A 23,132-nucleotide genomic window follows, 5' to 3' on the forward strand; every position below is an offset into this window, starting at 1 on the left:
GCATGGGGTTGCTGACCATCGGGGCGTTCGCCAAGGCGTCCCGGCTGTCGCCGAAGGCGCTGCGGCTCTACGACGAACTCGGCCTGCTGACCCCCGCTCGCGTCGACCCGGTGACCGGCTACCGCCTCTACGCACCGGAGCAACTGAACCAGGCCCGACTGGTCGCCTGGCTCAGACGCCTGGGAATGCCTCTGGCCCGCATCCAGAAGGTCTGCACGCTGGAGGCGGGTCCCGCGTCCCAGGAGATCCGCGCGTTCTGGGCCCAGGTCGAAGCCGACACCGCCGCCAGGCGGGACCTGGCCACCTTCCTCATCAACCACCTGTCCCGGAAGGACCCTGCCATGTCCCCGACCGCCAAGCCCCTCGGAATCCGCTGCGCTGCCCTGTCCGACACGGGCCTTGTCCGCGAGAGCAACCAGGACACCGTCTACGCCGGGTCCCGCCTGCTCGCCGTCGCAGACGGCTACGGCCGCCAGGGAGCCCCCGCGAGCGCGGCCGCCGTCGACGCACTCAAGCACCTCGAAGCCGGCAGCATCCCGGCAGGCGATCTCCTCAATGTCCTCGAAGACGCCATCGAGCAGGCCGAACACGCAGTGCACGGCGTCGCCGGAGCCGGCTCTTCACCCGAAGCGGCCGGCACGACGCTCACCGCGATGCTCTGGACCGGATCGCAACTGGCCCTCGTCCACGTCGGTGACTCCCGCCTCTACCTCCTGCGCGACGGAGAGCTGTTCCAGATCACCCACGACCACACCGTGGTGTAGTCGATGGTCGACGAAGGACGCCTCACCCCGGAAGAGGCCGCCTCCCACCCCCAGCGGTCACTGCTGGTACGGGCCCTGGGCCAGGGAGCCGACGCCACCCCCGACATGCGCCTCCACGACGCCCGGCGGGGAGACCGGTACCTGCTCTGCTCCGACGGTCTGTCGACAGTCGTGCCGACCGAGGAGATCCATCGAGTGCTCGCCCGGACGACGGAGCCCGAACAGGCGGTCCGCGAACTCGTCACCCTCGCCAACGACTCGGGCGGCCCCGACAACGTCAGCTGCGTGGTCGCCGAGGTCATGGAGCCCCAGCAGTAGGAGCGGGCGGCATGCACCGGGGCATACGGACTCGCGCGAGCACGAGGCCGGTCAGGGTGCGGTGCGCTGCCACCGGGAAGGGACCGCGGCCAGCGTCACCGCCCTCGCCCGACGCCGTGGACCGCTCAGCATGCACGACCTCCCCCGCCCCCGATGACGCCGGTGGTCCGTCACATCCCCAGCCGACCGGCCTTCCGGTCCCGTCATCCCTAGGCCAAAGCGCGCGCTAGATAAGGGTTCGCCGTCGGGCGGATGGGCAGGCCCAGGGAGCCCGTGGCCACCGCGAGGGTCATCGCGTACGAGTCGACGGCGCGGCGGACGTTGGGGGCGTCCAGGCTCGCCCCGGTCACCAGACGGTCCAGGTCCACGTAGGCGGACCGGACGGTCTCCAGCCACCGGTACACCCGCCAGTCCTCCCGCCAGTCAGCCGTGTACTCGGCGGGCAGGAGGCGCTCCCAGCGCCGGAACATCCGCTCGCGGATCTCGGGGCGGGTGGGGGTGAGGTGCATGTGCCGGACGAGGTCGTACAGCGGGTCTCCGACCAGGGCCATCTCCCAATCGATGATGGTCAGGGCCTGAAAGTCCCTGGGGCGCACGAGGTTCCACGGGTTCAGGTCGCCGTGCAGCAGGGCCGGCCGGCGGTCGCTCACCCGATGGCGGGACAGGATCTGCCGGAGCCGGGGCGCGTCGGGCAGCCCGAGGAGGCGGGCCAGCTGCTGGGACTCCTTCGGCAGGCCGGCCACCAGGATCACGAGTTGATCGCACAGCCAGGCGAAGAAGGCCCCTTCGCCTGCGGCGGGATCGAGTTCCGTGTAGTCCACACCGGCCAGCGCGCACAGCTGATCGACGAGCCCGTCCGCCTCGTGCGGCAGGAGCCCGTGCACGGGATGGCTGGGCGGGCGGTCGGTGTCCTCGGGGCCGACGTACGTGTGGATGGCGAAGGGCTGCCCCCCATGGCTGTGTCCCAACGCGAGGGCCCTGGGGGCCGCCACCGCGACCCCGGACTGCTCGATGGCCCGCAGCACGGCGTGCTCGCTGAGGAAACTGGGCTCGCGACGGCAGCTGTTGGCCACCTTCCGCCGCACCACGACCGGGTGGCCGAACCCGGGCACGCGGACCACCGAATTGAGGTGGGCCGTGCCCTTGAACACCCTGCTGGCCGACGCCATGCCTTCGGCGAGCAGGGCGTCACCCACGGCGGTCGCGGGAAAATCGTCACGCGTCGGGAGACGCGCGTCCCAGTCCCACGAGATCGTCTCGGTTGCGCTGCCGGAGCCGCTGCCCCGGAACACCGTGCGGGGGGCGCGCCACCGGTAGAGGATCCGCTCCACCTCCGCCGCGTCCGGGATGTTTCGCAGCCCGAGCGGTTGTGCGGCCGCTTGCAGTGCCCGGTGTACGGAGGCGGTCGCATCGTCCAGGCTCTTCTGGTCGGGCGCGTTCGCCAGGGCCTCGGCGGCACGCATCACGTCCGGGTAGACGGACTGCGCCCGCTCGAAGGCCACGTAGTGGCGCAGATCCTTGTCCAGGCCGTTCACCGCCGCGGGGCGGATCCGCTGCATCGCCTCCGCCCATGCGCCGATCACCTCGTCCCACTGGTGGGCGGGGTACTGCATCCGCACAAGATGCGTGGCGAGGTCGTGCAGCGGGTCGCCGTAGGTCGCCAGTTCCCAGTCGACGCAGATCAGGGGCGGCACGCCTCCGTACGACATGATCAGGTTGTCGCGGTGCAGGTCCGCGTGGAGCAGGCTGTACGGCCGTCTCGCCATCGCGGGGACGCGCTCGGCCAGCCGGATCATGGCGTCCTCCGGGATGCCCAGCTGCGCGAACAGTCCCCCGAAAGCGGGCCAATTGGGCTGACGGATCTGCCGGTCCGCAAGCCTGGCCAGCGTCTGCAGGAACCCTTGGCTGTCCGAGTGGTTGCCGGGCCAGCCGGCCGGCAGGGGAGGCAGCGCTCCCCTGCGCACCTGGGCCATCTGGGCCAGCAGCCCGGCCAGCGCCCTGATCAGGAGCGTGTCGAGGGGTTTGCCGTTGGCGCAGACGCTGGAGAGCGGTACGCCTTCCACATAGCTGTGGATGGTGAAGTCGTCCCCGTCCAGGAGGCACTGGGGTGCGTGCGGCAGGACGCCATTGGCGGCGTCCAGGATCCGGGCCTCGTCGTCCCACGTCCTGATCACCACGGGCAGCACCTCGGCGCGACGGATCCGCACGGTCACCTTGGTGCCCGTCGGCTTGCCCAGCAGGTTCGCCACACGGTCCGTCAGGTGCAGCACATAGTTCTGGTTGTGGTGCCCGCTGCTCGCCTCACCGCGTTCGGCGGCGAGCCGCACGAACGTCCGGACGTCGCGCGCGGCAAGCTCCCCGAGGGAGGGACGGGGGGGAGGAGGTGCGCCCACGGCCGCTCCCTGACTCACGCAAGCACGAACGAAGGTATGGCAAAAGGTACGACATAAGGACATACTGCGCACTGTGAGCGCGGCCGGGGTGAGTGGAAGAGGTGGTGCACCCTCAGCTGAGCGTCCGGCGGGTCAGGCCAGTGCGGTGGGACGGAGCGGTTGCTCACGCGGTGCCGGAGATGCTACCGGAGACCTCCGGTGCTTTTGAGCCACTCAGGACACACGACCTCGGCCGCTACTCGGACAGCAGCGTCCAGACCGACGCGAACCAAGCCTGCATCGACGTCACGAAGACCGACCCCGGTGAGTTCGGGTCGGCGTCACGCACGTGGTGCGTCAGGGTGGCGCCGAGCCCCAGCACGTCCAGTGCCCTGATCTCCTCACCGCTGTCGAGCACCACCGGGCGCTCGATCACCTCATAAGGGCCGAAGAGGACCTCCACCCCATTGATCACGTACAGCTTGAACGCCGGCGTCAGCGGTGTGTGCCGGATCCGCACGTCGACGGAGGGCACCAGCTTCTCGGTCTGCAGGTCGCGGAGCACTCCGCGCAGGGAGTCCGTGTGGCGCTCCGTGATGGCGTGCAGCCGATCACGCAGGAGCGGGGCGTGCTGGTCCTCCGTCGCCCGTGGATAGGGCAGGGGCAGTGACGTGGACGGCAGGAGCATGCGCAGGGAGATGCGCCTGGGCTGGATGATGCCGGCCCTGATCCGTTCCGCCTGGAGCCTCATGTGCGCGTCGAGCGACTCGGACGTCAACGTGTAGACGTCCAGCGTCACTTCTTCCTGCTCGAAGGCCTCACTGATGAGCGGTCCCAGCGTCAGGCCCCGGCGCGATCGGGTGGCCTTGGCCGCCGAGGACTGTATGCGCTGGTTCTTGAGGACACGGGAGCCGCTGCCCCGCCGCGACTGGATCCAGCCCTCGTTGCTCAACTCCCGCAGTACGCGCTGCACGGTGTCACGGGAAACCCCGAACTCCTTGGCGAGGTCACGCTGGGAGGGCAGGAAGGAACTCTGCGGGTAGGTGCTGTCCGCCATCCGGGCCCGCAGTTCTTCGGAAACGCGGCGGAACTCCCTGCCCCCGCCATCACGCTCTTCGCCCACACGATGTCCGTACCGCCAACAGCCCACCGTCAAACCGGCTTTTGGCCGCACTGCGGCAGTCACATCGGACTGCCGGGTTAAGGGATCAGCAGGCCAGGGGAAATCCACTTCAAGGCAACCAGGCCAATTGGACGGGACGTTGGACTGCCCATCGGTCGCCCCAGCGGTGTGTCACGGGAACGGAAAGGACGGGTGGGGGACGTGGTCCTGATGCAACTTCTCCGGATCCTAGGGGAGTTCCTTCTGACACGGCAGGCACAGGCGAGACTGGGCCTGCTGGGGCTCGCCCTGCTGAGTGTGGTCACCGTCGGCATACGGGCCCGTCGGGCCGGCCTCGCCGTCGGCGCCGCCGTGGTGTTCACGCTGCTGATGACTCAGGCCTGACCCCGCCGGCCCCGTGGCTCCCGCAAGGTGCGCAGGAGGGGTTCCAGGGAGTCCACGACGGTCTCGGCGCCGGATTCGCGGAGGAGTTTGGCCTTGCGGGGGTTGCGGGCGAAGCCGAGGAAGGGGACGCCGGCGCGGAGGGAGGCCTCGTGGTCCGAGGGGGTGTCACCGATCATCAGGGCGTCGCACGGGGCCACGCCGGTCGCCGTGAGGGCCCGGTTCAGGCAGTGCGGGTCCGGCTTGAGGTGGTGCAGGTCCTGGGTGCGGCCGTAGATGTGGGGGGCGAAACAGGAGAGCACGCCACGGCTGTCCAGATACCTGCGGACCACGACCGGCGAGTTGTTCGTGGCGATGGCCAGTCGGGAGCCGAGCGCCGTCCAGGTGCGGATCAGCGGGTCGGCGTACGGGGTGGGCCAGGCGGAGGCGGCGGCCCGCAGCTCCTCCTGGGTGAGGCGCTCCTCCAGTTCGGCCACGAGATCGCTGCCGGGGTGCCGGCGGTCGACGGCGCGCAGGACGACGTGCGGGTCCAGCGACTCCCGTTCGGTCCCGGTCAGCAGCCCGCGCAGTCCCCGCCCCTCCAGCCAGTCGACCAGGTCGGTCGCCACCCGGTCCGCCGAGTGCCCGGCGAAGAGGCGGCAGATCGGGCCGTCGAAGTCCCAGAGCACGACACGTGCGCGCGTGATCAGGTCCCGCAGGTTCTCGGTCTCCGCTGTCACCGGTTCGGTCTGTGTCGTATCAGAAGTCACTAGGAGAGTGTCAGGTCCGTGGTGATGGTTTCCCAGAGGGCGTCGAACCACTTCTGGGATTCCTCCACGAACGCCGCGTCCCGCCGGCCCGCCGCCCGCTCGAAGGAGAACAGCAGGGACTCCGTGCCCATGACGTCGTACATGTCCAGCGTTCCCCCGTCGGACGGCTCCTCCCGGCGGGTGATCATGTAGTACGCGATGAGCGCCTCCTCGCCGTTGAGCAGGTACAGCTTCACCGGCGGCGTGAAGGGCAGGGCGCGGAACCTCACGCGCACGTCGACCCCGTGGGTGGCGCGCAGGGCGTTGAGGTTGTGCCGCAGGACGTGCCCCTGGGCGTTGCGCTGGGCCAGCCAGCGCTGGTGGACGGGGTCGTCGTCGCTGTCACGGTCCACCGAGATCGGGAAGGCCAGGTTGATGTCCCGGGACGGCAGCAGGATGCGGACGTCGATCGACTCGGGCCGTATGCGGCCCTCGTGGATCAGCCGGACCGGCTCGCCGAGCGCCAGCATCAGCGTCTCGGCGGTCAGGCATGCCGCGTCGATGCGGACCTGCCGGGCCGCGAAGGCCGCCGCGAGCCGGGGGGCGAGCCCCACCATCGTGGGCTGGGGCTCCGCGCGGGCCGGGGTCGGGGCCGCGACCCTCGGTGGGCTGCCCTTGCTCACGTTGCTGAGCAGGCCGCCCTCCTGGAGCGACCGCAGGGCCTGACGGACGGCGCCGCGCTCCACGCCGAACTCCTGGGCGAGTTCGGCCTGGGTGGGCAACCGGTCGCCCGGCTTGAGCTCGCCCGCGCGGATCCGTTCCCGCAGGCTGTCGGCGATCTCCTGGGGGGAACTCCTTCTGCTTCCGTTCACGGCCACGCTCTCCTGGGTCACGACCAAACGCTACAACTTTGATCCATCTAAGGGGAGTTGTTTGGAACTTGTTTATGAGTAGGTACCAAGTGGGCACAACTTAAGCAGAGTTGGTTGCCAACTTGGTTGAGTTGGCGGAAGTTTTGCCTCCCGATCTCCTCACTCCGCACCCGGCTCCGCGCTCTCCGCTCTCCCGTCCGCACCGCCCAGGCAGCCCGAAGGGGGAATCGCCGTGCCTGCTCTCGCCCTTGTCTCCGCCGTCCTCGTCCTCGGCTTCGAACAGCTCGTCCAGTGGAAGTTCGGGGCGATGGGCATCATCGGCCTGCTGCTGCTCACCATCGGCGTCAAGGCCAAGAACCCGACCATCGGCTCCATCGGGGCCGTGGTGCTGGCGATGCTGGTCGCCGGCCCCCTGCTGTGAGGCGTGCCGTCCCGCGAGGCGCCCCTTCTGCGAGGTGCGCCTCCTGGGCGGCGCGCCACCTCAGGTCGTGAGCAGCAGCTCCGAACTGATCGTCTCCCACAATGCGTTGAACCACAGGTGCGACTGCTCGACGAACGTCGTGTCGCGCGACCCGGCCCCCTGCTCGAAGGCGAACAGCATCGACTGCGTGCCCTCGGCGTCGTACAGCTCCAGGTGTTCCTGGTCGATCTCCTCCGCGCGCCGCCGCAGGGTGTAGTACGCGAAGAGCGCCTCCGTCCCGTTGAGCAGGTACAGCTTGACGGGCGGGGTGAAGGGCAGGGCGCGGAAGGTGACCCGCACGTCGATGCCGTGGGTGGAGCGCAGGGCCAGCAGGTTGTGCCGGAGAACCTGTCCCTGCGCGTTGCGCTGGGCCAGCCAGCGCCCGCGCAGCCGGCCGGCGGCCGAGGCGGCGTCCACCGGCGCCGGGAAGGCCAGCTCGATGTCACGGCTGGGCAGCAGGACCCGGACGTCGACCTTGGCCGGTTTCAGTCGCCCGGCGTGGATCTGGCGCAACGGTTCGCCGATGGCGAGCGTGAGCGAGATCGCGGTCAGGCACAGGGCGTCTATCTCCACGTGCGGGGCCGCGAAGGCGGCGGCGATGTGGCGCGCGAGAGCGGCCGAGGTGGGCTGGGGCAGGCCGGCCGGGCCGGTCAGGGCCAGGGCCGGGTCGGGCACGACGGTGGCCGGGCTTCCTTTGGAGACGTTCGTCAGCAGGTGCTCGGCCTGCAGGATGCGCAGGGCCTGCCGTACGGCCCCGCGTTCCACGCCGAACTCGTGGGACAGCTCGGCCTGCGTGGGCATGCGCTGCCCCGGCCGCAGCACACCGGTCCTGATCCGGTGCCGCAGTTCGTCGGCCACCTCACGGTGTGACGGTTGTGGCCGTTGTGGCCTCTTCCGCCCACTGGCGGAGGCGTGTTCCGGGTCCACGGCCAAACGGTACAACTTCCCGCCATCTTCAGGCAGTTCGCGGAAAGGTAGTTATGAGTCGCTTCCAAGTGGAGATAAGAGGAGTGAAGTTGGTAGCCAACTTCTACGACATGGTCAAACTTCCCGAGTGTTGGCCACCAGGGTGACAGTCGGGGGACGTCGGTTCGGGCTCCCTTCCGGAGGGGAGCCGGGAGCTCGGCCCACGCGCACCGCCACAAATGAACAGCCGTCGCAGCCACAACCGCACACCGGCACAGCCACAACAGAACATCGTGCACAGCCACAACCGCATACGGGCACAGCCACAACTGAACAGCCAGGCTACGGATGCCTCAGCCCTGTCGGCGACGGGAAGGAGCGCTCAGAAGACGTCCGGGCACCAGGGGCGCCTGGACGTACGCAGCAGGGCGTCGGCCACTCGGCCGGCGCCCGCTCGGTCTTCCCGGACCCTGCCGAGCGCCGCCAGCCGCACCGCCGACTCGTCGCCGAGCCACAGCGCCGACAGCTCCCCCACGCCCAGCGTCAGGTCCGGGTTCTGCCTCGTCGGCGTGCAGGACGCCCCAGCGGCCGACGCCTCCAGCCGCAGCCGCCCGCCGGTCAGCCCGTCCCGGTCGACCACCTCGAGCACCAGCGTCCCCTCCCCCTCGTACGTCCGCGCCTCCAGCGCCCGTACGACGTCCAGGATCCGCACCCACAGCCAGTCCGCCTGCGTGGTGATCCTGGCCGCCCGCGGGTCCGGCAGGAAGAGGGGGAGCAGGTCGTCGGGGGACCGCCAGCCGCTCTTGACCGTGGTGATCCAGTCGATCGAGCACAGATAGCGCCACAGGGCGCGCTCCGCGGCCGGGCTCACGGCGATCAGGCCCTTCACCGTGGCGGTGTTCAGGGGCTGCTTGGCGTCCGCCCAGGTGTCGTCGCACACGTAGGTGACCAGTCCCTCGACCGTGCCGTCCGCGGAGCGGTACACGGCGTGGAAGGGCTCGGTCCACGGGACGTGGTCCTGGCGCAGCGCGCCGGTGCTGAGCTGCCACCAGCGCTCGTCGCGGTCGATCACGCCGGGCCGGCTGCCGCGCAGCCGCTCGTGCAGTTCGGGACCCAGCTTGCGCACCTCCTCGCCCGTCACGAGGTCGATGCGGCCGCCGTCCGGCGGGCCGGACAGGCGGGGGTCGAGACCGGTGCGGGGCACGTCGACGGTCCACTCGGTCGCCCAGGTGGCGGGACCGAAGCCGTAGCGGCCGTAGATCGGGTACTCGGCGGCGATCAGGGTGGCGACGACGTCACCGCGCTCCTTCGCGGCCGCCAGGTCCTGGGCCATCATGCGGGTCAGCAGACCGCGGCGGCGGTGGGTGGCGGTGACGGTGACGTTGGTGATGGCGTCCGCGGGGACCGGGGCGCCACCGACGGCCGTGAGCTCCTGCGGGAAGGAGCGGAACGTGGCGACGCACCGCCGGTCGTCGAAGGCGCCGAGGGTGCGGGAGGGAACGATGTACGTACTGCGCTCGGCGACCTCGCGGTCGGAGACCTCGGGGGCGCGCAGAAAGCCGGTGTGCACTGCCCGGATCCAGTCGGGTGTCTCATCCTCGCGGATCGGACGGATGTCGATGTCGGGGCGGCCGGTCATGGGTCGACGGTAGGCGGCGGCGGGGGGAGGTGTCGCGGGATTTTCCGGCGCACCGCACGCCAGACACCGCGCACCGCACGCCAGACACCGCGCACCGACCGGTGGCGGGCGGCCCCGGGACCGCCACGGCCGCCACGTCACCCGAGTCGCACGACCAGGTCGTCACACGAGCAGGTCGTCCACCTGGGCCTCCCCCTCCCGGTACCGGCGGGCGATCTCGGCGCTGCAGTCGTCGGCCGTGCGCTGGAGGCGCTGGCGGCGCCGGGACACCTGCTGCTCGTAGCGCACCAGCCGCCCCATCGCCGCGTTCAGCTCCAGGTCGGTGCGGGCGCCGAGGTCCGACAGCTCGACCTCGCCGAGCATCTCCGCGGCCAGCCGCCGGTACTCCTCGCTGTGCGGAGGGCCGAGCGTCACATGCCGGGCGGAGGAACGCTGCCGGGCGGGCGCGTCCCGCAGGATCTCCGCGAGCCGCTCCACGACCGACCCCGGCCCCGACTCGGACCCGGTCCCGGACCGCCGCCCGAGCGCCCCGCTCTCCCCGGTCCTCCCGCCCGCCTCCGGGGCCTGCCCGGCCCCGCACGCGCGGGCCGTCCCGGCGGGCGCGGGCCGCGCGGGTCCGCGCCGGGCCAGTTCCGCGCGCAGGATGTCGATGCGGCCCTGCAGCAGCCGCCGTACGTAGCTCAGGTCGGCCTCGTCGCGCTGGGCCTGTCGGCGCAGGGTGCGCAACTCCGGCAGGCTGGGCACGGTCAGGTCACGCTCCGGCAGGTCCGTCGGCAGCCAGGGGCTGTCCGTGCGCTGCACGGGCGGCCGGCGGGTCTCCGCACCAGCCGCCCGGACCAGCGAGACTGCCACGGGCGGCTGCCCTGTACTCGATGTGCTCATGCGCCCCTACCGTCCCCTCGACCGGCGCGTACGGGAGCATGGTGCCACCCCGAGTGGCCAGTATGTGACCGAGTGCCCCCGATCGGCCCCAGATGGGGGGTTACGGAGCAGAAAGAAGCACGATATGGCCGGACCGGTCCGGCCGCGGGTCATGACCGACCGCCCGGCATGATGGTCCCCATGCGTGCAGTGGTGCAGAGGGTGGACGGCGCGAGCGTCGTCGTGGACGGCGAGACGGTGGGGGCCATCGAGGGCGAGGGGCTGTGCGTCCTCGTCGGGGTCACCCACGAGGACACGAAGGAGAAGGCGGCGCAGCTCGCCCGCAAGCTCTGGTCGATCCGCATGCTGCGCGACGAGAAGTCGTGCAGCGACACGAACGCCCCGCTTCTGGTGATCAGCCAGTTCACCCTCTACGGCGACGCCCGCAAGGGCCGCCGCCCCACCTGGAACGCGGCCGCCCCCGGCGAGGTCGCCGAGCCGCTCGTCGACGAGGTGGTCGCCCAGCTGCGGTCCCTGGGCGCGACGGTGGCGACGGGCCGGTTCGGCGCGCGGATGCGGGTGGCGCTGACGAACGACGGCCCGTTCACCGTCCTGCTGGAGATGTGAGCGGGCCCCGGGCTTTGGGGGCCCGGGCCGCTACGGCTCCACGACGACTTCCTGCGCCGCCGCGGTGTCCCCCGCCAGCAGCGGCGCGTCCACCGGGACGTTCCGCTTGACCAGGGCGAGCGCGATCGGGCCGAGCTCGTGGTGGCGCACGGAGGTGGTGACGAAGCCGATCTTGCGGCCGTCCGGGCCGTCGGCGGCGAGGCGCACGTCGGTGCCGTGCGCCGGCAGGTGCACCTCGCTGCCGTCGAGGTGCAGGAAGACCAGGCGGCGCGGCGGCTTGCCGAGGTTCTGCACCCGGGCCACGGTCTCCTGGCCGCGGTAGCAGCCCTTCTGCAGGTGCACGGCCGTGCCGATCCAGCCCAGCTCGTGCGGGATGGTGCGGTGGTCGGTCTCGAAGCCGAGGCGCGGGCGGTGCTGCTCCACGCGCAGGGCCTCGAAGGCGAGCAGCCCGGCGGGCGGCCCGGCCTTCTCCGCGTACGACTCCAGGTCCGCGCGGGGCAGGAAGAGGTCACGCCCGTACGCCGTCTCGCGGACGACGACGCCCTCGGGGACCTCGGCGATCGAGCCGGCGGGAAGGTGCACCACCGCGAAGTCGGCGGTCCGGTCGGCCACCTCGACCCGGTAGAAGAACTTCATCGACTCCAGGTACGCGAGCAGCGCCTCCTGGGTGCCGGGCTCCACATGGGCCCAGACCGTCTCGCCGTCGTCCACCAGGTACAGGGCGTGCTCGATGTGGCCGTGCGCGGAGAGGATCAGCGCCTCGGTGGCCTGACCCACGGGCAGTTCGCTGACGTGCTGGGTCAGCAGCAGGTGCAGCCAGCTCAGCCGGTCGGCGCCGCTGACGGTGACGACTCCGCGGTGGGAGAGGTCGACGAATCCGGTGCCGTCGGCGAGGGCGCGCTGTTCGCGGAACAGGTCGCCGTAGTGGGCGGCGACCCCTTCGTCGGCGCCCTCGGCGGCGACGGCGCCGGGCAGGGACAGCAGGGGGCTCTTCATGGACACAAGCCTAAGACTTGGCAGTTGAACTCTTGAGCGAGCAGTCCCGGCAGCGGCCGAAGATCGCGAAGTGCTTCATGTCGGTCTCGAAGCCGAACTCCCCGCGCAGCTTGGCGGTGAACTCGGCGGCCACATCCAGGTCGGCCTCGATGACGTTGGTGCAGTCGCGGCAGACCAGGTGGAGGTGGTGGTGCCGGTCCGCCAGGTGGTAGGTCGGCGCGCCGTGCCCGAGGTGGGCGTGGCTGACCAGACCGAGCTCCTCCAGGAGCTCCAGGGTGCGGTACACGGTGGAGATGTTGACCCCCGACGCCGTCTTCCTCACCTCGCCGAGGATGTCGTCGGGGGTCGCGTGCTCCAGGGTGTCCACGGCTTCGAGCACGAGTTGCCGCTGCGGGGTCAGCCGGTAGCCGCGCTGCCGCAGGTCCGTCTTCCAGTCGGTGCTCACCACACTGAAAGTCTAGGACGACCCGGGCCGGGGGCTTACTTGAAGAAGGCGATCCCGTCGTCCGGCAGGTCGTCCGGGAGGGCCTTGGCCCAGCGCTCGACCTCCTCGGGGGTGACGACCTTCTTCAGGTGGGCGGACATGTAGGGGCGCAGCTCGACCTCGGGGGTCTGCTTCTCGCCGACCCACATCAGGTCGCTCTTGACGTAGCCGTACAGCCGCTTGCCGCCGCTGTAGGGGCCGGCGGCGGCAGTGCGCGCCACGGTGTCGGTGGCGAGGTCGATCTGCGGCTTCTTGTCGGCCATCTCGCCGTACCAGACCTCGACCACGCCGCTGTCGCGGGTCATCGTGACCTCGACCCTGCGGTCGCCGTCGATCCGCCAGAAGCCGGACTCGGACTCCAACGGACGGACCTTGTTGCCGTCCTTGTCCAGCACCCAGGTGTGCGAGTGGTACTCGAGGAAGTCCCGCCCGTCGTGGGTGAACGTGACCTCCTGGCCGAAGTTGCACTTCTCGGCGCCGGGGAAGTCGTGCACGCCCGCGCCGGCCCAGTTGCCGAGCAGGAAGGCGAGGGGGACCAGGTCCTTGTGGAGGTCGGACGGGATCTCGATCATGAGCAGCTCTTCGTCGTGGCCGTCTGGGAGGTCGGGGTCAGCGCTGGCCCTGGTACAGCTTCTTCACGGTCAGCCCGGCGAAGGCGAGGACGCCGACGCAGACCAGGACCAGCAGGATTTCGTAGAAGAGTTCCACGGGGGTGTGCTCCTTGCGGTGAGCGTGGTGCGGTACGTACGGGGGCCGGGCCCCAGCTTACGCGGCTGGGGCCCGGGCCTCTCGGCGAGGTGCGCCTGCGGGAGCTCAGCCGAGCAGCTCGCTCTGCACGGTCACCGTCTGCTGGAACGGCACGGCCGGTGCGCCGCCCTTCCCCTGTGCCCGCTCCACGGAGACCCGTGGCCGAAGTCCGTGGTCTGGAAGCGTTGATTACGATTCAGGCATGGCGAAGAAGCTCGTGATCAAGGTGACGGCCGGGGCGGACGCCCCCGAGCGCTGCTCGCAGGCGTTCACGGTCGCGGCGGTGGCGGCGGCCAGCGGGGTCGACGTCTCGCTGTGGCTGACCGGTGAATCGTCGTGGTTCGCGCTGCCGGGCCGGGCCGCGGAGTTCGAGCTGCCGCACGCGGCCCCGCTGCCCGACCTGATCGACTCGATCCTGGCGGCCGGGCGCATCACCCTGTGCACGCAGTGCGCGGCCCGCCGCGAGATCACGGAGAAGGACGTCCTGGAGGGCGTGCGGATCGCGGGCGCGCAGGTCTTCGTGCAGGAGGCACTGGGGGACGGGACGCAGGCGCTCGTCTACTGAGAGAGACGGCGGGCACCCGAGCGCGCCGACGCGGCTGGGGCCTTTCTTTCGGATCGGGCCGGCTCCGGGCGACGGTGCCTTCCGAGGTGCCCGAGCGGCGTCCGGTACGTGCAGACGCAGGGCGGAGGAAGGAGTCGACGCGATGGGGGTCCCCCTGCCCGAGGGCAGCCGAGAGCTCGGGGGAGTCGGCGAGTGACGGCAACGCGGCAGATGTGCGTGCCGGACGCCTCGACCCCGGCAAGATCCGGAAGAGAGGGCCTAGTGGCGTTTCTTGCCGTCGAGCTCGTCCCACCACTCGTCCGACTGCGGGTCGCCCGACGGGTCGTCCCACCAGCGGTCCTCGGGGCCGCGCCGGTTGGCGATCACCGCGGCCACGGGCGGGATCACCATGGCCACCACGCACATGGCGACCGCGGCGGGGACCGACCACAGGCGTACCACGCCCCACGCCAGGACGAACAGCGTGATGCAGATGCCCATCATGGCGAAGTACACGTGACGCCGTCGTGCGTACATGGGTCCAGCGTAGGGCGCCCCGGCGGGCCGGGGCACGCCGGAGGGCCGCACCCCAGGCGTCCAACCCGGGGGGTGCGGCCCTCCGTCGTACCGGTCGTCCGGAGTCCGGATCAGACCGCGATCGCGACCTCCGCGAGACCGCCCTTCTGGGCGACGACCGTGCGGTCGGCGCTGCCGCCGGGGACCAGGGCGCGCAGGGTCCAGGTGCCCTCGGCCGCGTAGAACCGGAACTGGCCGGTGGCGGAGGTGGGCACCTCCGCGGTGAACTCGCCGGTCGAGTCCAGCAGCCGCACGTAGCCCGTCACCGGCTCTCCGTCGCGGGTCACCTGGCCCTGGATCGTCGTCTCACCGGGCTTGATCGTCGAGGCGTCGGGGCCGCCGGCCTTCGCTCCACACATGTGTTTCTCCAGAGGTCAGATAGGTCGAGAGGGCTTACTTGCCGGCGCCGAGCTCGATCGGCACGCCCACCAGGGAGCCGTACTCGGTCCAGGATCCGTCGTAGTTCTTGACGTTCGGGACCTCGAGCAGCTCGTGCAGCACGAACCAGGTCAGCGCGGAGCGCTCACCGATGCGGCAGTAGGCGATGGTGTCCTTGGCCAGGTCGACGTCCTCGCCGGCGTAGAGCTCCTTGAGCTCCTCGTCCGACTTGAAGGTGCCGTCGTCGTTGGCGTTCTTCGACCACGGGATGTTCCGGGCGGTCGGGACGTGGCCCGGGCGCTGCGACTGCTCCTGCGGCAGGTGCGCCGGGGCGAGCAGCTTGCCGGAGAACTCGTCGGGGGAGCGGACGTCGACCAGGTTCTGGTTGCCGATGGCCGCCACGACGTCGTCGCGGTAGGCGCGGATGGACGCGTCCTGCGGCTTGGCCTGGTACGAGGTCTTGGCGCGCTCGGGCACGTCGGTGCCGTCGACCAGCTCGCGGGCGTCCAGCTCCCACTTCTTGCGGCCGCCGTCGAGGAGCTTGACGTTCTCGTGGCCGTAGAGCTTGAAGTACCAGTAGGCGTACGAGGCGAACCAGTTGTTGTTGCCGCCGTAGAGGATCACCGTGTGGTCGTTGGCGATGCCCTTCTCCGACAGGAGCTTCTCGAAGCCCTCCTGGTCGACGAAGTCACGGCGGACCGGGTCCTGGAGGTCGTCGGTCCAGTCGATCCGGATGGCGTTCTTGATGTGGTTCTTGTCGTACGCGGACGTGTCCTCGTCCACCTCGACGATGGCGATGCTCGGGTCGTCCAGGTGGTCCTGGACCCAGTCGGCGTCGACCAGGACGTCGCTGCGGCTCATGCTCAATCTCCTCCGGGGCAGTTACGGCGGGGCGTGCGAGTGCGAAGGGCGCGGGTACGCGGGTGGGCGCCTGCGTACGCGGCGCGCGGAGGGCCCCGGTACGGTCGGCGGGGCCGGGGATACGGGAGGCGGAGCTCCCGCTCAGAAGGGGCGACAGAGCATGGCGGCGACGCGGCACAGGTCTACTGCCCGCCGCTTCGTGAGATCCGCCTGTCGCTTCATAGGCTCGATCGTAGGGAGGTACGGGCGGACATGTCACCGGCGTGTCGCATGATGAGATGCGATCGTCCGCGATGTGAAACGGGAGCGGCGCCCGAGCCGTCACCGCACGGCCGCCGGACCTCCGGGCCCGTTCGCGCATCTACGGTGCGGACGAGCCCGTCTCACCTGCCGGACGCCCGTCCCGGCACCGTCCACCGCGCGGGTCCTACCCGGCGAGCCTGACGTGCGCACCCTTCACCGTGATCTCCACGCCGTCCGGCGCGGCCTGCACCGAGTCCAGCCGGATGCCGCCGGGCAGCTGGTCGATCGCCTGCTGGAAGTCGGTGATCGCACGGATCCGGCCCTCGGCGAGCCGCACGCCGCCGAACGCAGGCAGGGCGTCGGCCTTCACACCCACCTCGTTGCCGTGGACCGTGACGGAGCTGAGCACGGAGACCGGCTTGGGCAGCCGGGTGCCGAGCACGGTGGCCTCCACGGCGACCTTGATCTTGCCGTTTCCCCCGTCGGACAGGCCGACCACGCGGGCGGTGATGCCGGGGGCGACCCGGGTGGGCTCGGACTTGGCGGTCCTCAGCAGCTCGTCGTAGCCGATGGTCGCGGTGCCGGTGGCGGTGGCGGCCGTGGCGGAGCTGTAGTCGCCGGAGAAGGTCACGCCCCTCATGTCGGCCTTGAGGTCGTCGATACGGATCGTCTGCTCACCCTTGCCGGTGGCGGCCTCGTAGTCCTTGATGCCGACCCGGACGTCGTCCAGCTCGCCGCCCGCCACCTGGGTGAGGAAGGGGAAGCCCTTGATGGACACGTCCGGGGTGCGGTCCAGGTGCTCCGCGGCCTTCAGCTTGTCGGCCGCCTCCCCCTCGGCGAAGTGCACCGCGAGCCGGTCGGCCGCCACGAACAGTCCGCCCAGGATGACGACGACGACCAGAAGTATTCGCAGCGCGCGCATGTTCCCCCAACCCGGACGGTCCTCGACGACCGGATGGCCGTCATGCGCGAGCGTAAACCCGGGACGGGACCGGCCGGGGATCTGTCGATCACTTGTGACAGGCGGCCGGCCCGCACCACCGGCCGGGACGGCCGCCCCGGCCGCTACCCGAGCGCGCGCCCCAGCACCCACACCGCCGGGGCCGCTGCTGCCAGGGGCAGCGCCACGCCGGCCGTGAAGTGCACGAAGCGCGAGGGGTAGTCGTAGCTCGCGGCCCGGTGGCCGGCCAGCGCGCACACCGCGGCGCCCGCGCCGAGCAGCGCGCCCTTGGCGCCCAGCCCGGTCATCCCGCCGACCGCGATGCCCGCGCCCGCCGCCGCCAGCAGCGAGACGACCACGGAGACCGGCGTCCGCAGCGGCAGCGCGCGGGCCAGGACGGCGACGGCGACCGCCGCCCCGCCGATCGCGACCGCGTCGGCCCCGGCGGCGAGGTACCCCGTCGCGATGATCGCCAGCGCCGCCGCGGCGACCGTCGCCATCAGGCCGTACATCCGCTCGTCCGGGTCGGCGTGGGAGCGCAGTTGCAGGGCGAGGGCGAGCAGGACCCACACCCCGAGCGTGCCCAGGATCGCGGCGGGGGCGTGCGCCCGGCCCGCGACCAGCAGCGCCGCGTCCGCGGCGAGCGCCCCCGCGAAGCCCAGGGCGATGCCCTGCCGCGCGGGCCACATGCCGTTCAGCCGGAACCAGCCCGCCGCCGTCACGGCCTGGAGCACGACCAGCGGGACGAGCAGGGCGTAGGAGCCGAGCTCCGCCGCCCCGGCCAGCAGCAGGCCGAGCAGCGCGGTGAGCGCGGCAGGCTGCATCCCGGGTTCGATGATCGGCGAGCGGCCCTCGGCGCGGGCCCGCTGCGCGTCCGTGACGCGGGTGTTGCCGGCGAGGGTGGCGGGGCCGAACGTGGGCTCCGCCTCCGGGGACTCCCCTGGCGCCGCGCCGCGCGCGGCGGCGGACGGAGCCGGGGCGGCGGACCGGGCCGGGACGCCGTGGGCCGCCGTCGGCCCCTGATGGCGCACCGGCGGCAGATGGGCCGTCTCCGCCGCGGGGGCCGGCTGCTGGGCGGGCTGCTGGGTGGGGTGCGTCTGGGTGTCCCAGGTCTGCCCCTGCCACTGCTGCGTGTACTGCTGGGCGGCCCGGGGGTCGTCGTACCCCTGCTGCTGCCCGGGCCACGCCTGCTGCGGCTGCGCCCCGCCGTACGGCTGCTGGTACTGCCGCTGCGGCTGCCCCCCGCCGTACGGCTGCTGGTACTGCTGGGCGTACGGGTCGTATCCCTCGTACCCCTCGTGGGAAGCCCCGGGGGACCCCTCATACGGCCGATCGGTCATCGCTCATCCTCCTGCGAACGGGGGGAGCACCTCGACCGTGCCGCCCTCGATCAGCCGAACCGTCTCATGCCCGCGCGTCCCCACCGGGTCTCCGTCGACGAGGAACGAGCACCGCCGCAGGACGCGGTCGAGCTCGCCGGGGTGGCGTTCGCGCACCGCGTCGAGCGCCTCGGCGAGCGTCTGCGCCTCGTACGGCTCCTCGGCGACCCCGGCCGCAGCCTTCGCCGCCGCCCAGTAGCGCACCGTGACCTTGGCCATCCCGTCCCTCGTGTCATTCGGCAATGAACAGGCTCAGGCTAGCCCGCCTGTGCGACCGACCAGTCCCCGATGCGGTGCAGCAGCTCGTCGCCGGCCGCGTTCTCGGCGTGGCCCATGCCGGGCTCCAGCCAGAGTTCGCCGTGGTCACCGGCGGCCGCGGCCAGCATCCGGGGGTGGTCCAGGGGGAAGTAGCCGTCCCGGTCGCCGTGCACGATCAGCAGGGGCGTCGGGACGATCCGGGAGACCGCCTCGACGGGGGACAGCGGGACCGGGTCCCAGTCGCGGTGGTGGATCCGGGTGCGCAGTCCGTAGCGGCCCAGCAGCCGGCCCTCGGGGCGCGTCACCAGCCAGTGCAGCCGGCGCATGGGCGCCGTGCCCCGGTAGTACCAGCGCGCCGGAGCGCTCACCGAGACCACCACGTCCGTCCGCGCCTCCGTGCGCCCCTCGGGTCCGGCGCCGCCGCGCGGACCCCACAGGGCCGCGTGCCGCAGCACCACCGAGCCGCCCATGGAGAAGCCGACGGTCACCACCCGCGTGTGCCCGAGCCGCCGCGCCCACGCCACCGCCGCCGCCAGGTCGAGCACCTCCCGGTCGCCGACCGTGGACCGCCCGCCGGAGCGCCCGTGGCCGCGGAAGGAGAAGGTGACCACGGCCCCGTGCCGGACGAGGGCCCGCGCCGCCCGCCGCACGTGCGGCCTGTCCAGGTCACCGGTGAAACCGTGTGCGATCACGAACACCGGAGCGCCGGAGGACGGCACGGACGGAGCGGACGGCGACGCCGACGGCACGTCCGGCGCCGGGGCGTATACGACGGGGTCCGGGCCGTATACGACAGGCCCCGGCTCGTACACGGCGTCGATCGGCACCCCGTCCGCCGTGCGCAGAAGCGTCCTGACACGTGCGCGTGGAGGCGTCTCAGACTCCGGGACGTTCGACGAACGCGCCACATGACCTGCCGAACCCGAGCTCATGTCGGCTATTCTGCTGGGAAGAGGACTCGGGCAGTGAAGCCCCCGGGTCCTTTTGTGCTTTCGGGGAGGCGTTGTATACGACGCGGGAAACCGCAGGTGTACGGCCCGCCGGGCGCACAGTGGCCCCCTCCTGGGGCCGCGGCGGGTCCCAGGGGCGCGGGATTCGCACCACCGTACGAAGCAGTGCCGCGATGTCCTCGCCGGGACCGAGGAGGAACCAGACGACATGGGCGAGCCAACCGTGCACGGACGTATGACGACCCAGGCAGGTGGGGTGCGATGAGTTCTCTGCTGCTCCTGACCAATGCCCTCCAGCCGTCGACGGAGGTGCTTCCCGCCCTCGGCCTGCTGCTGCACAACGTGCGTGTGGCCCCGGCGGAGGGGCCCGCGCTGGTCGACACCCCGGGCGCCGACGTCATCCTGGTCGACGGGCGGCGGGACCTGCCGCAGGTGCGCAGCCTGTGCCAGCTGCTGCGCTCGACGGGCCCCGGCTGCCCGCTCGTCCTCGTGGTGACGGAGGGCGGCCTCGCGGCCGTCACCGCCGACTGGGGCATCGACGACGTGCTGCTCGACACCGCCGGCCCGGCCGAGGTCGAGGCCCGGCTGCGGCTCGCCATGGGCCGCCAGCAGATCGTCAACGACGACTCCCCGATGGAGATCCGCAACGGCGACCTGTCGGTGGACGAGGCGACCTACAGCGCCAAGCTCAAGGGCCGGGTGCTGGACCTCACCTTCAAGGAGTTCGAGCTCCTGAAGTACCTCGCGCAGCACCCGGGCCGGGTCTTCACCCGTGCCCAGCTGCTGCAGGAGGTCTGGGGCTACGACTACTTCGGCGGCACCCGGACCGTGGACGTCCACGTGCGACGGCTGCGCGCCAAGCTCGGCCCCGAGCACGAGTCGCTGATCGGAACCGTCCGGAACGTCGGTTATCGATTCGTTACTCCTGAAAAGGTGGACCGCGCCGCCGACGAGGCGAAGGCCAAGGCAGCCCGTCCAAAAGCGGATGATGCGGACAAGGCGACCGCCCCGGTCGCCGCGGAGGCGCGGGCCGAGGCCTAGCGGGCGCGCGGGCAGGGCATTGCGACCGCACATCCAAGGGGCGATACGCCCTGCCCAGAGCGGGTCCATCCGCGTAGACTCCGCGCGTGGCCAAGGTGACTCGGGACGACGTGGCGCGGCTGGCGGGGACTTCGACCGCCGTGGTCAGCTATGTCATCAACAACGGACCCCGGCCGGTCGCCCCGGCCACGCGGGAGCGTGTGCTCGCCGCGATCAAGGAACTGGGGTACCGGCCCGACCGGGTCGCCCAGGCCATGGCCTCGCGGCGCACCGACCTGATAGGCCTGATCGTCCCGGACGCCCGCCAGCCCTTCTTCGGGGAGATGGCGCACGCCGTCGAGTGGGCCGCCGCCGAGCGCGGAAAGATGGTCCTCGTCGGCAACTCCGACTACGTCGCCGAGCGCGAGGTCCACTATCTGCGGGCCTTCCTCGGTATGCGGGTCTCCGGCCTCATCCTGGTCAGCCACGCGCTCAACGACCTCGCCGCCGCCGAGATCGACGCCTGGGACGCCCGGGTGGTGCTGCTGCACGAGCGGCCCGAGGCCATGGACGACGTCGCCGTCGTCACCGACGACCTGGGCGGCGCGCAGCTCGCCGTGCGGCACCTGCTGGAGCACGGCTACGAGTACGTCGCCTGTATGGGCGGCACGGCCGAGACGCCCTCCGTCGGCGACCCCGTCTCCGACCACGTCGAGGGCTGGCGGCGCGCGATGACCGAGGCCGGCATCCCGACCGAGGGGCGGCTCTTCGAGGCGCCGTACAACCGCTACGACGCCTACCGGGTGGCCCTGGAGTTCCTCTCCGGTCCGGACCGCCCGCCCGCGGTCTTCTGCTCCACCGACGACCAGGCGATCGGCCTGCTGCGGGCCGCGCGCGAGCTGCGCATCGACGTCCCGGGCGAGCTGGCCGTGGCCGGCTTCGACGACATCAAGGAGGCGGCGCTCGCGGACCCGCCGCTGACGACGGTCGCCTCGGACCGGTCGGCGATGGCGCGGGCCGCGGTGGACCTCGTCCTGGACGACGGCCTCCGGGTCGCCGGGTCCCGCCGGGAGCGGCTGAAGGTGTTCCCGTCGCGGCTGGTCGTCCGCAGCTCCTGCGGCTGCGCGTAGCCGAGCCCGGCCCCGGGCCTGATCCCTGGGGGCTTCCGCACACGCCTTCATATCGGGCATACGAGGTTTTGTCGGGCTTCTCAGCGGGGACTCAGGAGCCTCTCATGATCGCGGGTCATTTTTGTAGTCATGACCGAGAGCATCCGCCGCGGCGGCGCACACGAGCCCTCCCAGGGTGACGCGCACCAGCCGTCCGCGTATCCCCAGCAGCACGCCTCCTCTCCCGTGCACCCGGAGTGGCCGCCCCGGCCGGCGTACGCGCCGACCCCGGCCGCCTTCGCCGACGGTGGCGGCGGGCACGGCGGACACGGCGCGCAGGGGACGTACGGCGGTCCGCTCGCGGACGGTCAGGGGGGCGGCACGGCTCTCCCGCCCCCCGTTCCGTCAGGTCCCGCGCCCGCGCCTCGCGAGCGCGCCAAGGGACCGACGGCGCTGCTCGCCGCCGTGGCGATCGCCGCCGCGGCGGTGGGCGGCGGCACCGCCTACGCCTTCCAGGAACTGACCGGTCAGGACACGGTCGCCGCCGCGAGCAGCACCGGCACCAAGGCGGTGCCCGCCGCCCGGCGCGGCAGCATCGCGGCGATCGCCGAGGCGGTCAGCCCGAGCGTGGTCGAGATCAACGCGACCCTCGGCAACGGCTCGTCCACCGGGTCCGGTGTGATCACCACCAGCGGCGGCGAGGTCGTCACCAACAACCACGTGGTGGCGGGCGCCTCGTCGGTCAAGGTGCGCACCAGCGACGGAAAGCAGTACAGCGCGCGGGTCGTCGGTACCGACAGCTCCAAGGACCTCGCCCTGGTCGAACTGGAGGGTGCCTCCGGTCTGAAGGCGGCCTCCCTCGGTGACTCCGCCGGTGTCTCGGTCGGCGACCAGGTCGTCGCCATCGGCTCCCCCGAGGGCCTGACCGGCACCGTCACCAGCGGAATCGTCTCCGCCCTCGACCGTGACGTGACCGTCTCGACCGGTGAGAGCCAGGGACAGCAGGACGGTGGCGGCGAGCAGTGGCCGTTCGAGTTCGGCGGCCGGGAGTTCAACGGCGACACCGGGTCCTCCACCACGACCTACAAGGCCATCCAGACCGACGCCTCCCTCAACCCGGGCAACTCCGGCGGCGCGCTGATCGACGCGAACGGCGACGTCATCGGGATCAACTCCGCCATGTACACCGCCGCTTCGAGCACGGACTCGTCCGGCGCGGGCAGCGTGGGCCTCGGTTTCGCCATCCCGGCCGACACCGTCAAGGCCGACCTGGCCGAGCTGCGGTCCGGCTCCCAGAACTGAAGCACCCCAACCCCGGAGCACCACAGCACCTGAAGCACCTGAGCGAGAAGGAGAACGTCATGATCGAGCAGGTTGTGCACGAGACCACCGAGACCGTCGAGGCCGCCACCCCCGTCGGCGTCGACCTGGGCCTGGCCGTCGCGAAGGAGCTGCACAGCCCGGTGAACCGGGTCCCCGAGGTCGCCGTACCGCAACTGATGGGCCTGCGTCTCCCGGCCGCCCGCCCCCACCGCCACAAGGTGCCGCTGCGCCGGCTGACGGCGGTGCACTGCTGACCGCCCCGCCCACCGGCCC

26 protein-coding genes and 1 pseudogene are annotated in these 23,132 nt (G+C 71.6%); 9 read left to right on the forward strand and 18 right to left on the reverse strand.

Annotated features, from left to right (window positions below):
- The first annotated feature begins 2 nt into the window (after positions 1–2).
- A pseudogene (locus ACF1A5_RS20335) lies at positions 3–1,082 on the forward strand (MerR family transcriptional regulator).
- A 209-nt stretch (positions 1,083–1,291) separates the two neighbouring features.
- On the opposite strand, the gene ACF1A5_RS20340 reads toward ACF1A5_RS20335, so the two are convergent.
- Both ACF1A5_RS20340 and ACF1A5_RS20345 read right to left on the reverse strand, forming a co-directional pair.
- Complete coding sequence (locus ACF1A5_RS20340) at positions 1,292–3,475, reverse strand: phosphotransferase (protein WP_392194248.1); 2,184 nt, start codon at positions 3,473–3,475, stop codon at positions 1,292–1,294.
- A 235-nt stretch (positions 3,476–3,710) separates the two neighbouring features.
- Entirely contained in the window at positions 3,711–4,577 is an 867-nt protein-coding gene (locus tag ACF1A5_RS20345; RefSeq protein ID WP_392194249.1) for a winged helix-turn-helix domain-containing protein, read from the reverse strand.
- A gap of 192 nt (positions 4,578–4,769) precedes the next feature.
- On the opposite strand from ACF1A5_RS20345, the gene ACF1A5_RS20350 reads away from it, so the two are divergent.
- Positions 4,770–4,961 (forward strand): hypothetical protein, encoded by a 192-nt coding sequence (locus tag ACF1A5_RS20350; protein WP_392194250.1) that lies wholly within the window; start codon positions 4,770–4,772, stop codon positions 4,959–4,961.
- On the opposite strand, the gene ACF1A5_RS20355 is transcribed toward ACF1A5_RS20350, so the two are convergent.
- Together ACF1A5_RS20355 and ACF1A5_RS20360 are read right to left on the reverse strand one after the other, a co-directional pair.
- Positions 4,952–5,758 (reverse strand): HAD family hydrolase, encoded by an 807-nt coding sequence (locus tag ACF1A5_RS20355; RefSeq protein ID WP_392194251.1) that lies wholly within the window; start codon positions 5,756–5,758, stop codon positions 4,952–4,954. The two genes, ACF1A5_RS20350 and ACF1A5_RS20355, sit on opposite strands and share 10 nt — an antisense overlap.
- Entirely contained in the window at positions 5,707–6,585 is an 879-nt protein-coding gene (locus ACF1A5_RS20360; RefSeq protein ID WP_392194252.1) for a FadR/GntR family transcriptional regulator, read from the reverse strand. Before ACF1A5_RS20360 ends, ACF1A5_RS20355 begins: the two co-directional genes overlap by 52 nt.
- Before the next feature lie 205 nt (positions 6,586–6,790).
- On the opposite strand from ACF1A5_RS20360, the gene ACF1A5_RS20365 reads away from it, so the two are divergent.
- Entirely contained in the window at positions 6,791–6,979 is a 189-nt protein-coding gene (locus tag ACF1A5_RS20365; RefSeq protein WP_392194253.1) for a hypothetical protein, read from the forward strand.
- A 60-nt stretch (positions 6,980–7,039) separates the two neighbouring features.
- On the opposite strand, the gene ACF1A5_RS20370 is transcribed toward ACF1A5_RS20365, so the two are convergent.
- From ACF1A5_RS20370 to ACF1A5_RS20380, 3 genes are all read right to left on the reverse strand, one after another.
- A complete protein-coding gene (locus ACF1A5_RS20370) occupies positions 7,040–7,951 on the reverse strand; it encodes a winged helix-turn-helix domain-containing protein (protein WP_392194254.1) in 912 nt (303 codons plus the stop codon).
- Positions 7,952–8,306: 355 nt separating this feature from the next.
- Positions 8,307–9,563, reverse strand: coding sequence for a GNAT family N-acetyltransferase (locus ACF1A5_RS20375; protein WP_392194255.1), 1,257 nt, complete (start codon positions 9,561–9,563; stop codon positions 8,307–8,309).
- Between the two features lie 162 nt (positions 9,564–9,725).
- On the reverse strand, positions 9,726–10,445 hold the full coding sequence (locus ACF1A5_RS20380) for an aerial mycelium formation protein (protein ID WP_392194256.1): 720 nt from the start codon (positions 10,443–10,445) through the stop codon (positions 9,726–9,728).
- 180 nt (positions 10,446–10,625) lie between these two features.
- Between ACF1A5_RS20380 and dtd the strand changes: the two genes are divergently transcribed.
- Entirely contained in the window at positions 10,626–11,051 is a 426-nt protein-coding gene (dtd, locus tag ACF1A5_RS20385) for a D-aminoacyl-tRNA deacylase (RefSeq protein ID WP_392194257.1), read from the forward strand.
- A 30-nt stretch (positions 11,052–11,081) separates the two neighbouring features.
- Here the strand turns inward: dtd and ACF1A5_RS20390 are convergent, their stop codons facing one another.
- Genes ACF1A5_RS20390 through ACF1A5_RS20400 form a run of 3 tightly spaced genes read right to left on the reverse strand, consistent with a single transcriptional unit; the run spans position 11,082 to position 13,103 of the window.
- Positions 11,082–12,047: a YgfZ/GcvT domain-containing protein gene (locus tag ACF1A5_RS20390; RefSeq protein ID WP_392194258.1), complete on the reverse strand. Its 966-nt coding sequence runs from the start codon at positions 12,045–12,047 to the stop codon at positions 11,082–11,084.
- A 10-nt stretch (positions 12,048–12,057) separates the two neighbouring features.
- The gene (locus ACF1A5_RS20395; RefSeq protein WP_392194259.1) at positions 12,058–12,495 is read right to left on the reverse strand and encodes a Fur family transcriptional regulator; all 438 of its coding nucleotides are present in this window, start codon (positions 12,493–12,495) and stop codon (positions 12,058–12,060) included.
- 32 nt (positions 12,496–12,527) lie between these two features.
- Positions 12,528–13,103: an FABP family protein gene (locus tag ACF1A5_RS20400; RefSeq protein WP_392194260.1), complete on the reverse strand. Its 576-nt coding sequence runs from the start codon at positions 13,101–13,103 to the stop codon at positions 12,528–12,530.
- A gap of 377 nt (positions 13,104–13,480) precedes the next feature.
- Between ACF1A5_RS20400 and ACF1A5_RS20405 the strand changes: the two genes are divergently transcribed.
- Complete coding sequence (locus ACF1A5_RS20405) at positions 13,481–13,843, forward strand: DsrE family protein (RefSeq protein ID WP_392194261.1); 363 nt, start codon at positions 13,481–13,483, stop codon at positions 13,841–13,843.
- A gap of 258 nt (positions 13,844–14,101) precedes the next feature.
- On the opposite strand, the gene ACF1A5_RS20410 is transcribed toward ACF1A5_RS20405, so the two are convergent.
- The 8 genes from ACF1A5_RS20410 to ACF1A5_RS20445 form a co-directional block, all read right to left on the reverse strand.
- Positions 14,102–14,359 (reverse strand): DUF3099 domain-containing protein, encoded by a 258-nt coding sequence (locus ACF1A5_RS20410; protein ID WP_356186425.1) that lies wholly within the window; start codon positions 14,357–14,359, stop codon positions 14,102–14,104.
- Positions 14,360–14,469: 110 nt separating this feature from the next.
- Positions 14,470–14,757, reverse strand: coding sequence for a DUF1416 domain-containing protein (locus tag ACF1A5_RS20415; RefSeq protein WP_356186429.1), 288 nt, complete (start codon positions 14,755–14,757; stop codon positions 14,470–14,472).
- Between the two features lie 34 nt (positions 14,758–14,791).
- Entirely contained in the window at positions 14,792–15,637 is an 846-nt protein-coding gene (locus ACF1A5_RS20420; protein WP_392194262.1) for a sulfurtransferase, read from the reverse strand.
- 141 nt (positions 15,638–15,778) lie between these two features.
- Positions 15,779–15,859, reverse strand: a complete 81-nt coding sequence (locus ACF1A5_RS20425; protein ID WP_350751515.1) for an Ms5788A family Cys-rich leader peptide — start codon at positions 15,857–15,859, stop codon at positions 15,779–15,781.
- Between the two features lie 205 nt (positions 15,860–16,064).
- A complete protein-coding gene (locus ACF1A5_RS20430; protein ID WP_392194263.1) occupies positions 16,065–16,802 on the reverse strand; it encodes a DUF2993 domain-containing protein in 738 nt (245 codons plus the stop codon).
- Between the two features lie 143 nt (positions 16,803–16,945).
- Positions 16,946–18,160, reverse strand: coding sequence for a hypothetical protein (locus ACF1A5_RS20435; RefSeq protein WP_392194264.1), 1,215 nt, complete (start codon positions 18,158–18,160; stop codon positions 16,946–16,948).
- 3 nt (positions 18,161–18,163) lie between these two features.
- Positions 18,164–18,418, reverse strand: coding sequence for a MoaD/ThiS family protein (locus tag ACF1A5_RS20440; protein WP_392194265.1), 255 nt, complete (start codon positions 18,416–18,418; stop codon positions 18,164–18,166).
- A 38-nt stretch (positions 18,419–18,456) separates the two neighbouring features.
- The gene (locus ACF1A5_RS20445) at positions 18,457–19,389 is read right to left on the reverse strand and encodes an alpha/beta hydrolase (protein WP_392194266.1); all 933 of its coding nucleotides are present in this window, start codon (positions 19,387–19,389) and stop codon (positions 18,457–18,459) included.
- 279 nt (positions 19,390–19,668) lie between these two features.
- Between ACF1A5_RS20445 and ACF1A5_RS20450 the strand changes: the two genes are divergently transcribed.
- The 4 genes from ACF1A5_RS20450 (at position 19,669) to ACF1A5_RS20465 (ending at position 23,113) form a co-directional block, all read left to right on the forward strand.
- Positions 19,669–20,448, forward strand: coding sequence for a winged-helix domain-containing protein (locus ACF1A5_RS20450; RefSeq protein WP_392194267.1), 780 nt, complete (start codon positions 19,669–19,671; stop codon positions 20,446–20,448).
- Between the two features lie 86 nt (positions 20,449–20,534).
- Positions 20,535–21,557 (forward strand): LacI family DNA-binding transcriptional regulator, encoded by a 1,023-nt coding sequence (locus tag ACF1A5_RS20455; RefSeq protein WP_392194268.1) that lies wholly within the window; start codon positions 20,535–20,537, stop codon positions 21,555–21,557.
- Positions 21,558–21,686: 129 nt separating this feature from the next.
- On the forward strand, positions 21,687–22,838 hold the full coding sequence (locus tag ACF1A5_RS20460; protein WP_392194269.1) for a S1C family serine protease: 1,152 nt from the start codon (positions 21,687–21,689) through the stop codon (positions 22,836–22,838).
- A 59-nt stretch (positions 22,839–22,897) separates the two neighbouring features.
- Positions 22,898–23,113: a hypothetical protein gene (locus ACF1A5_RS20465; RefSeq protein WP_392194270.1), complete on the forward strand. Its 216-nt coding sequence runs from the start codon at positions 22,898–22,900 to the stop codon at positions 23,111–23,113.
- Positions 23,114–23,132 lie beyond the last annotated feature (19 nt).

The organism is Streptomyces sp. NPDC014864 (assembly GCF_043081525.1).
In the GTDB taxonomy this organism is placed as follows: domain Bacteria; phylum Actinomycetota; class Actinomycetes; order Streptomycetales; family Streptomycetaceae; genus Streptomyces.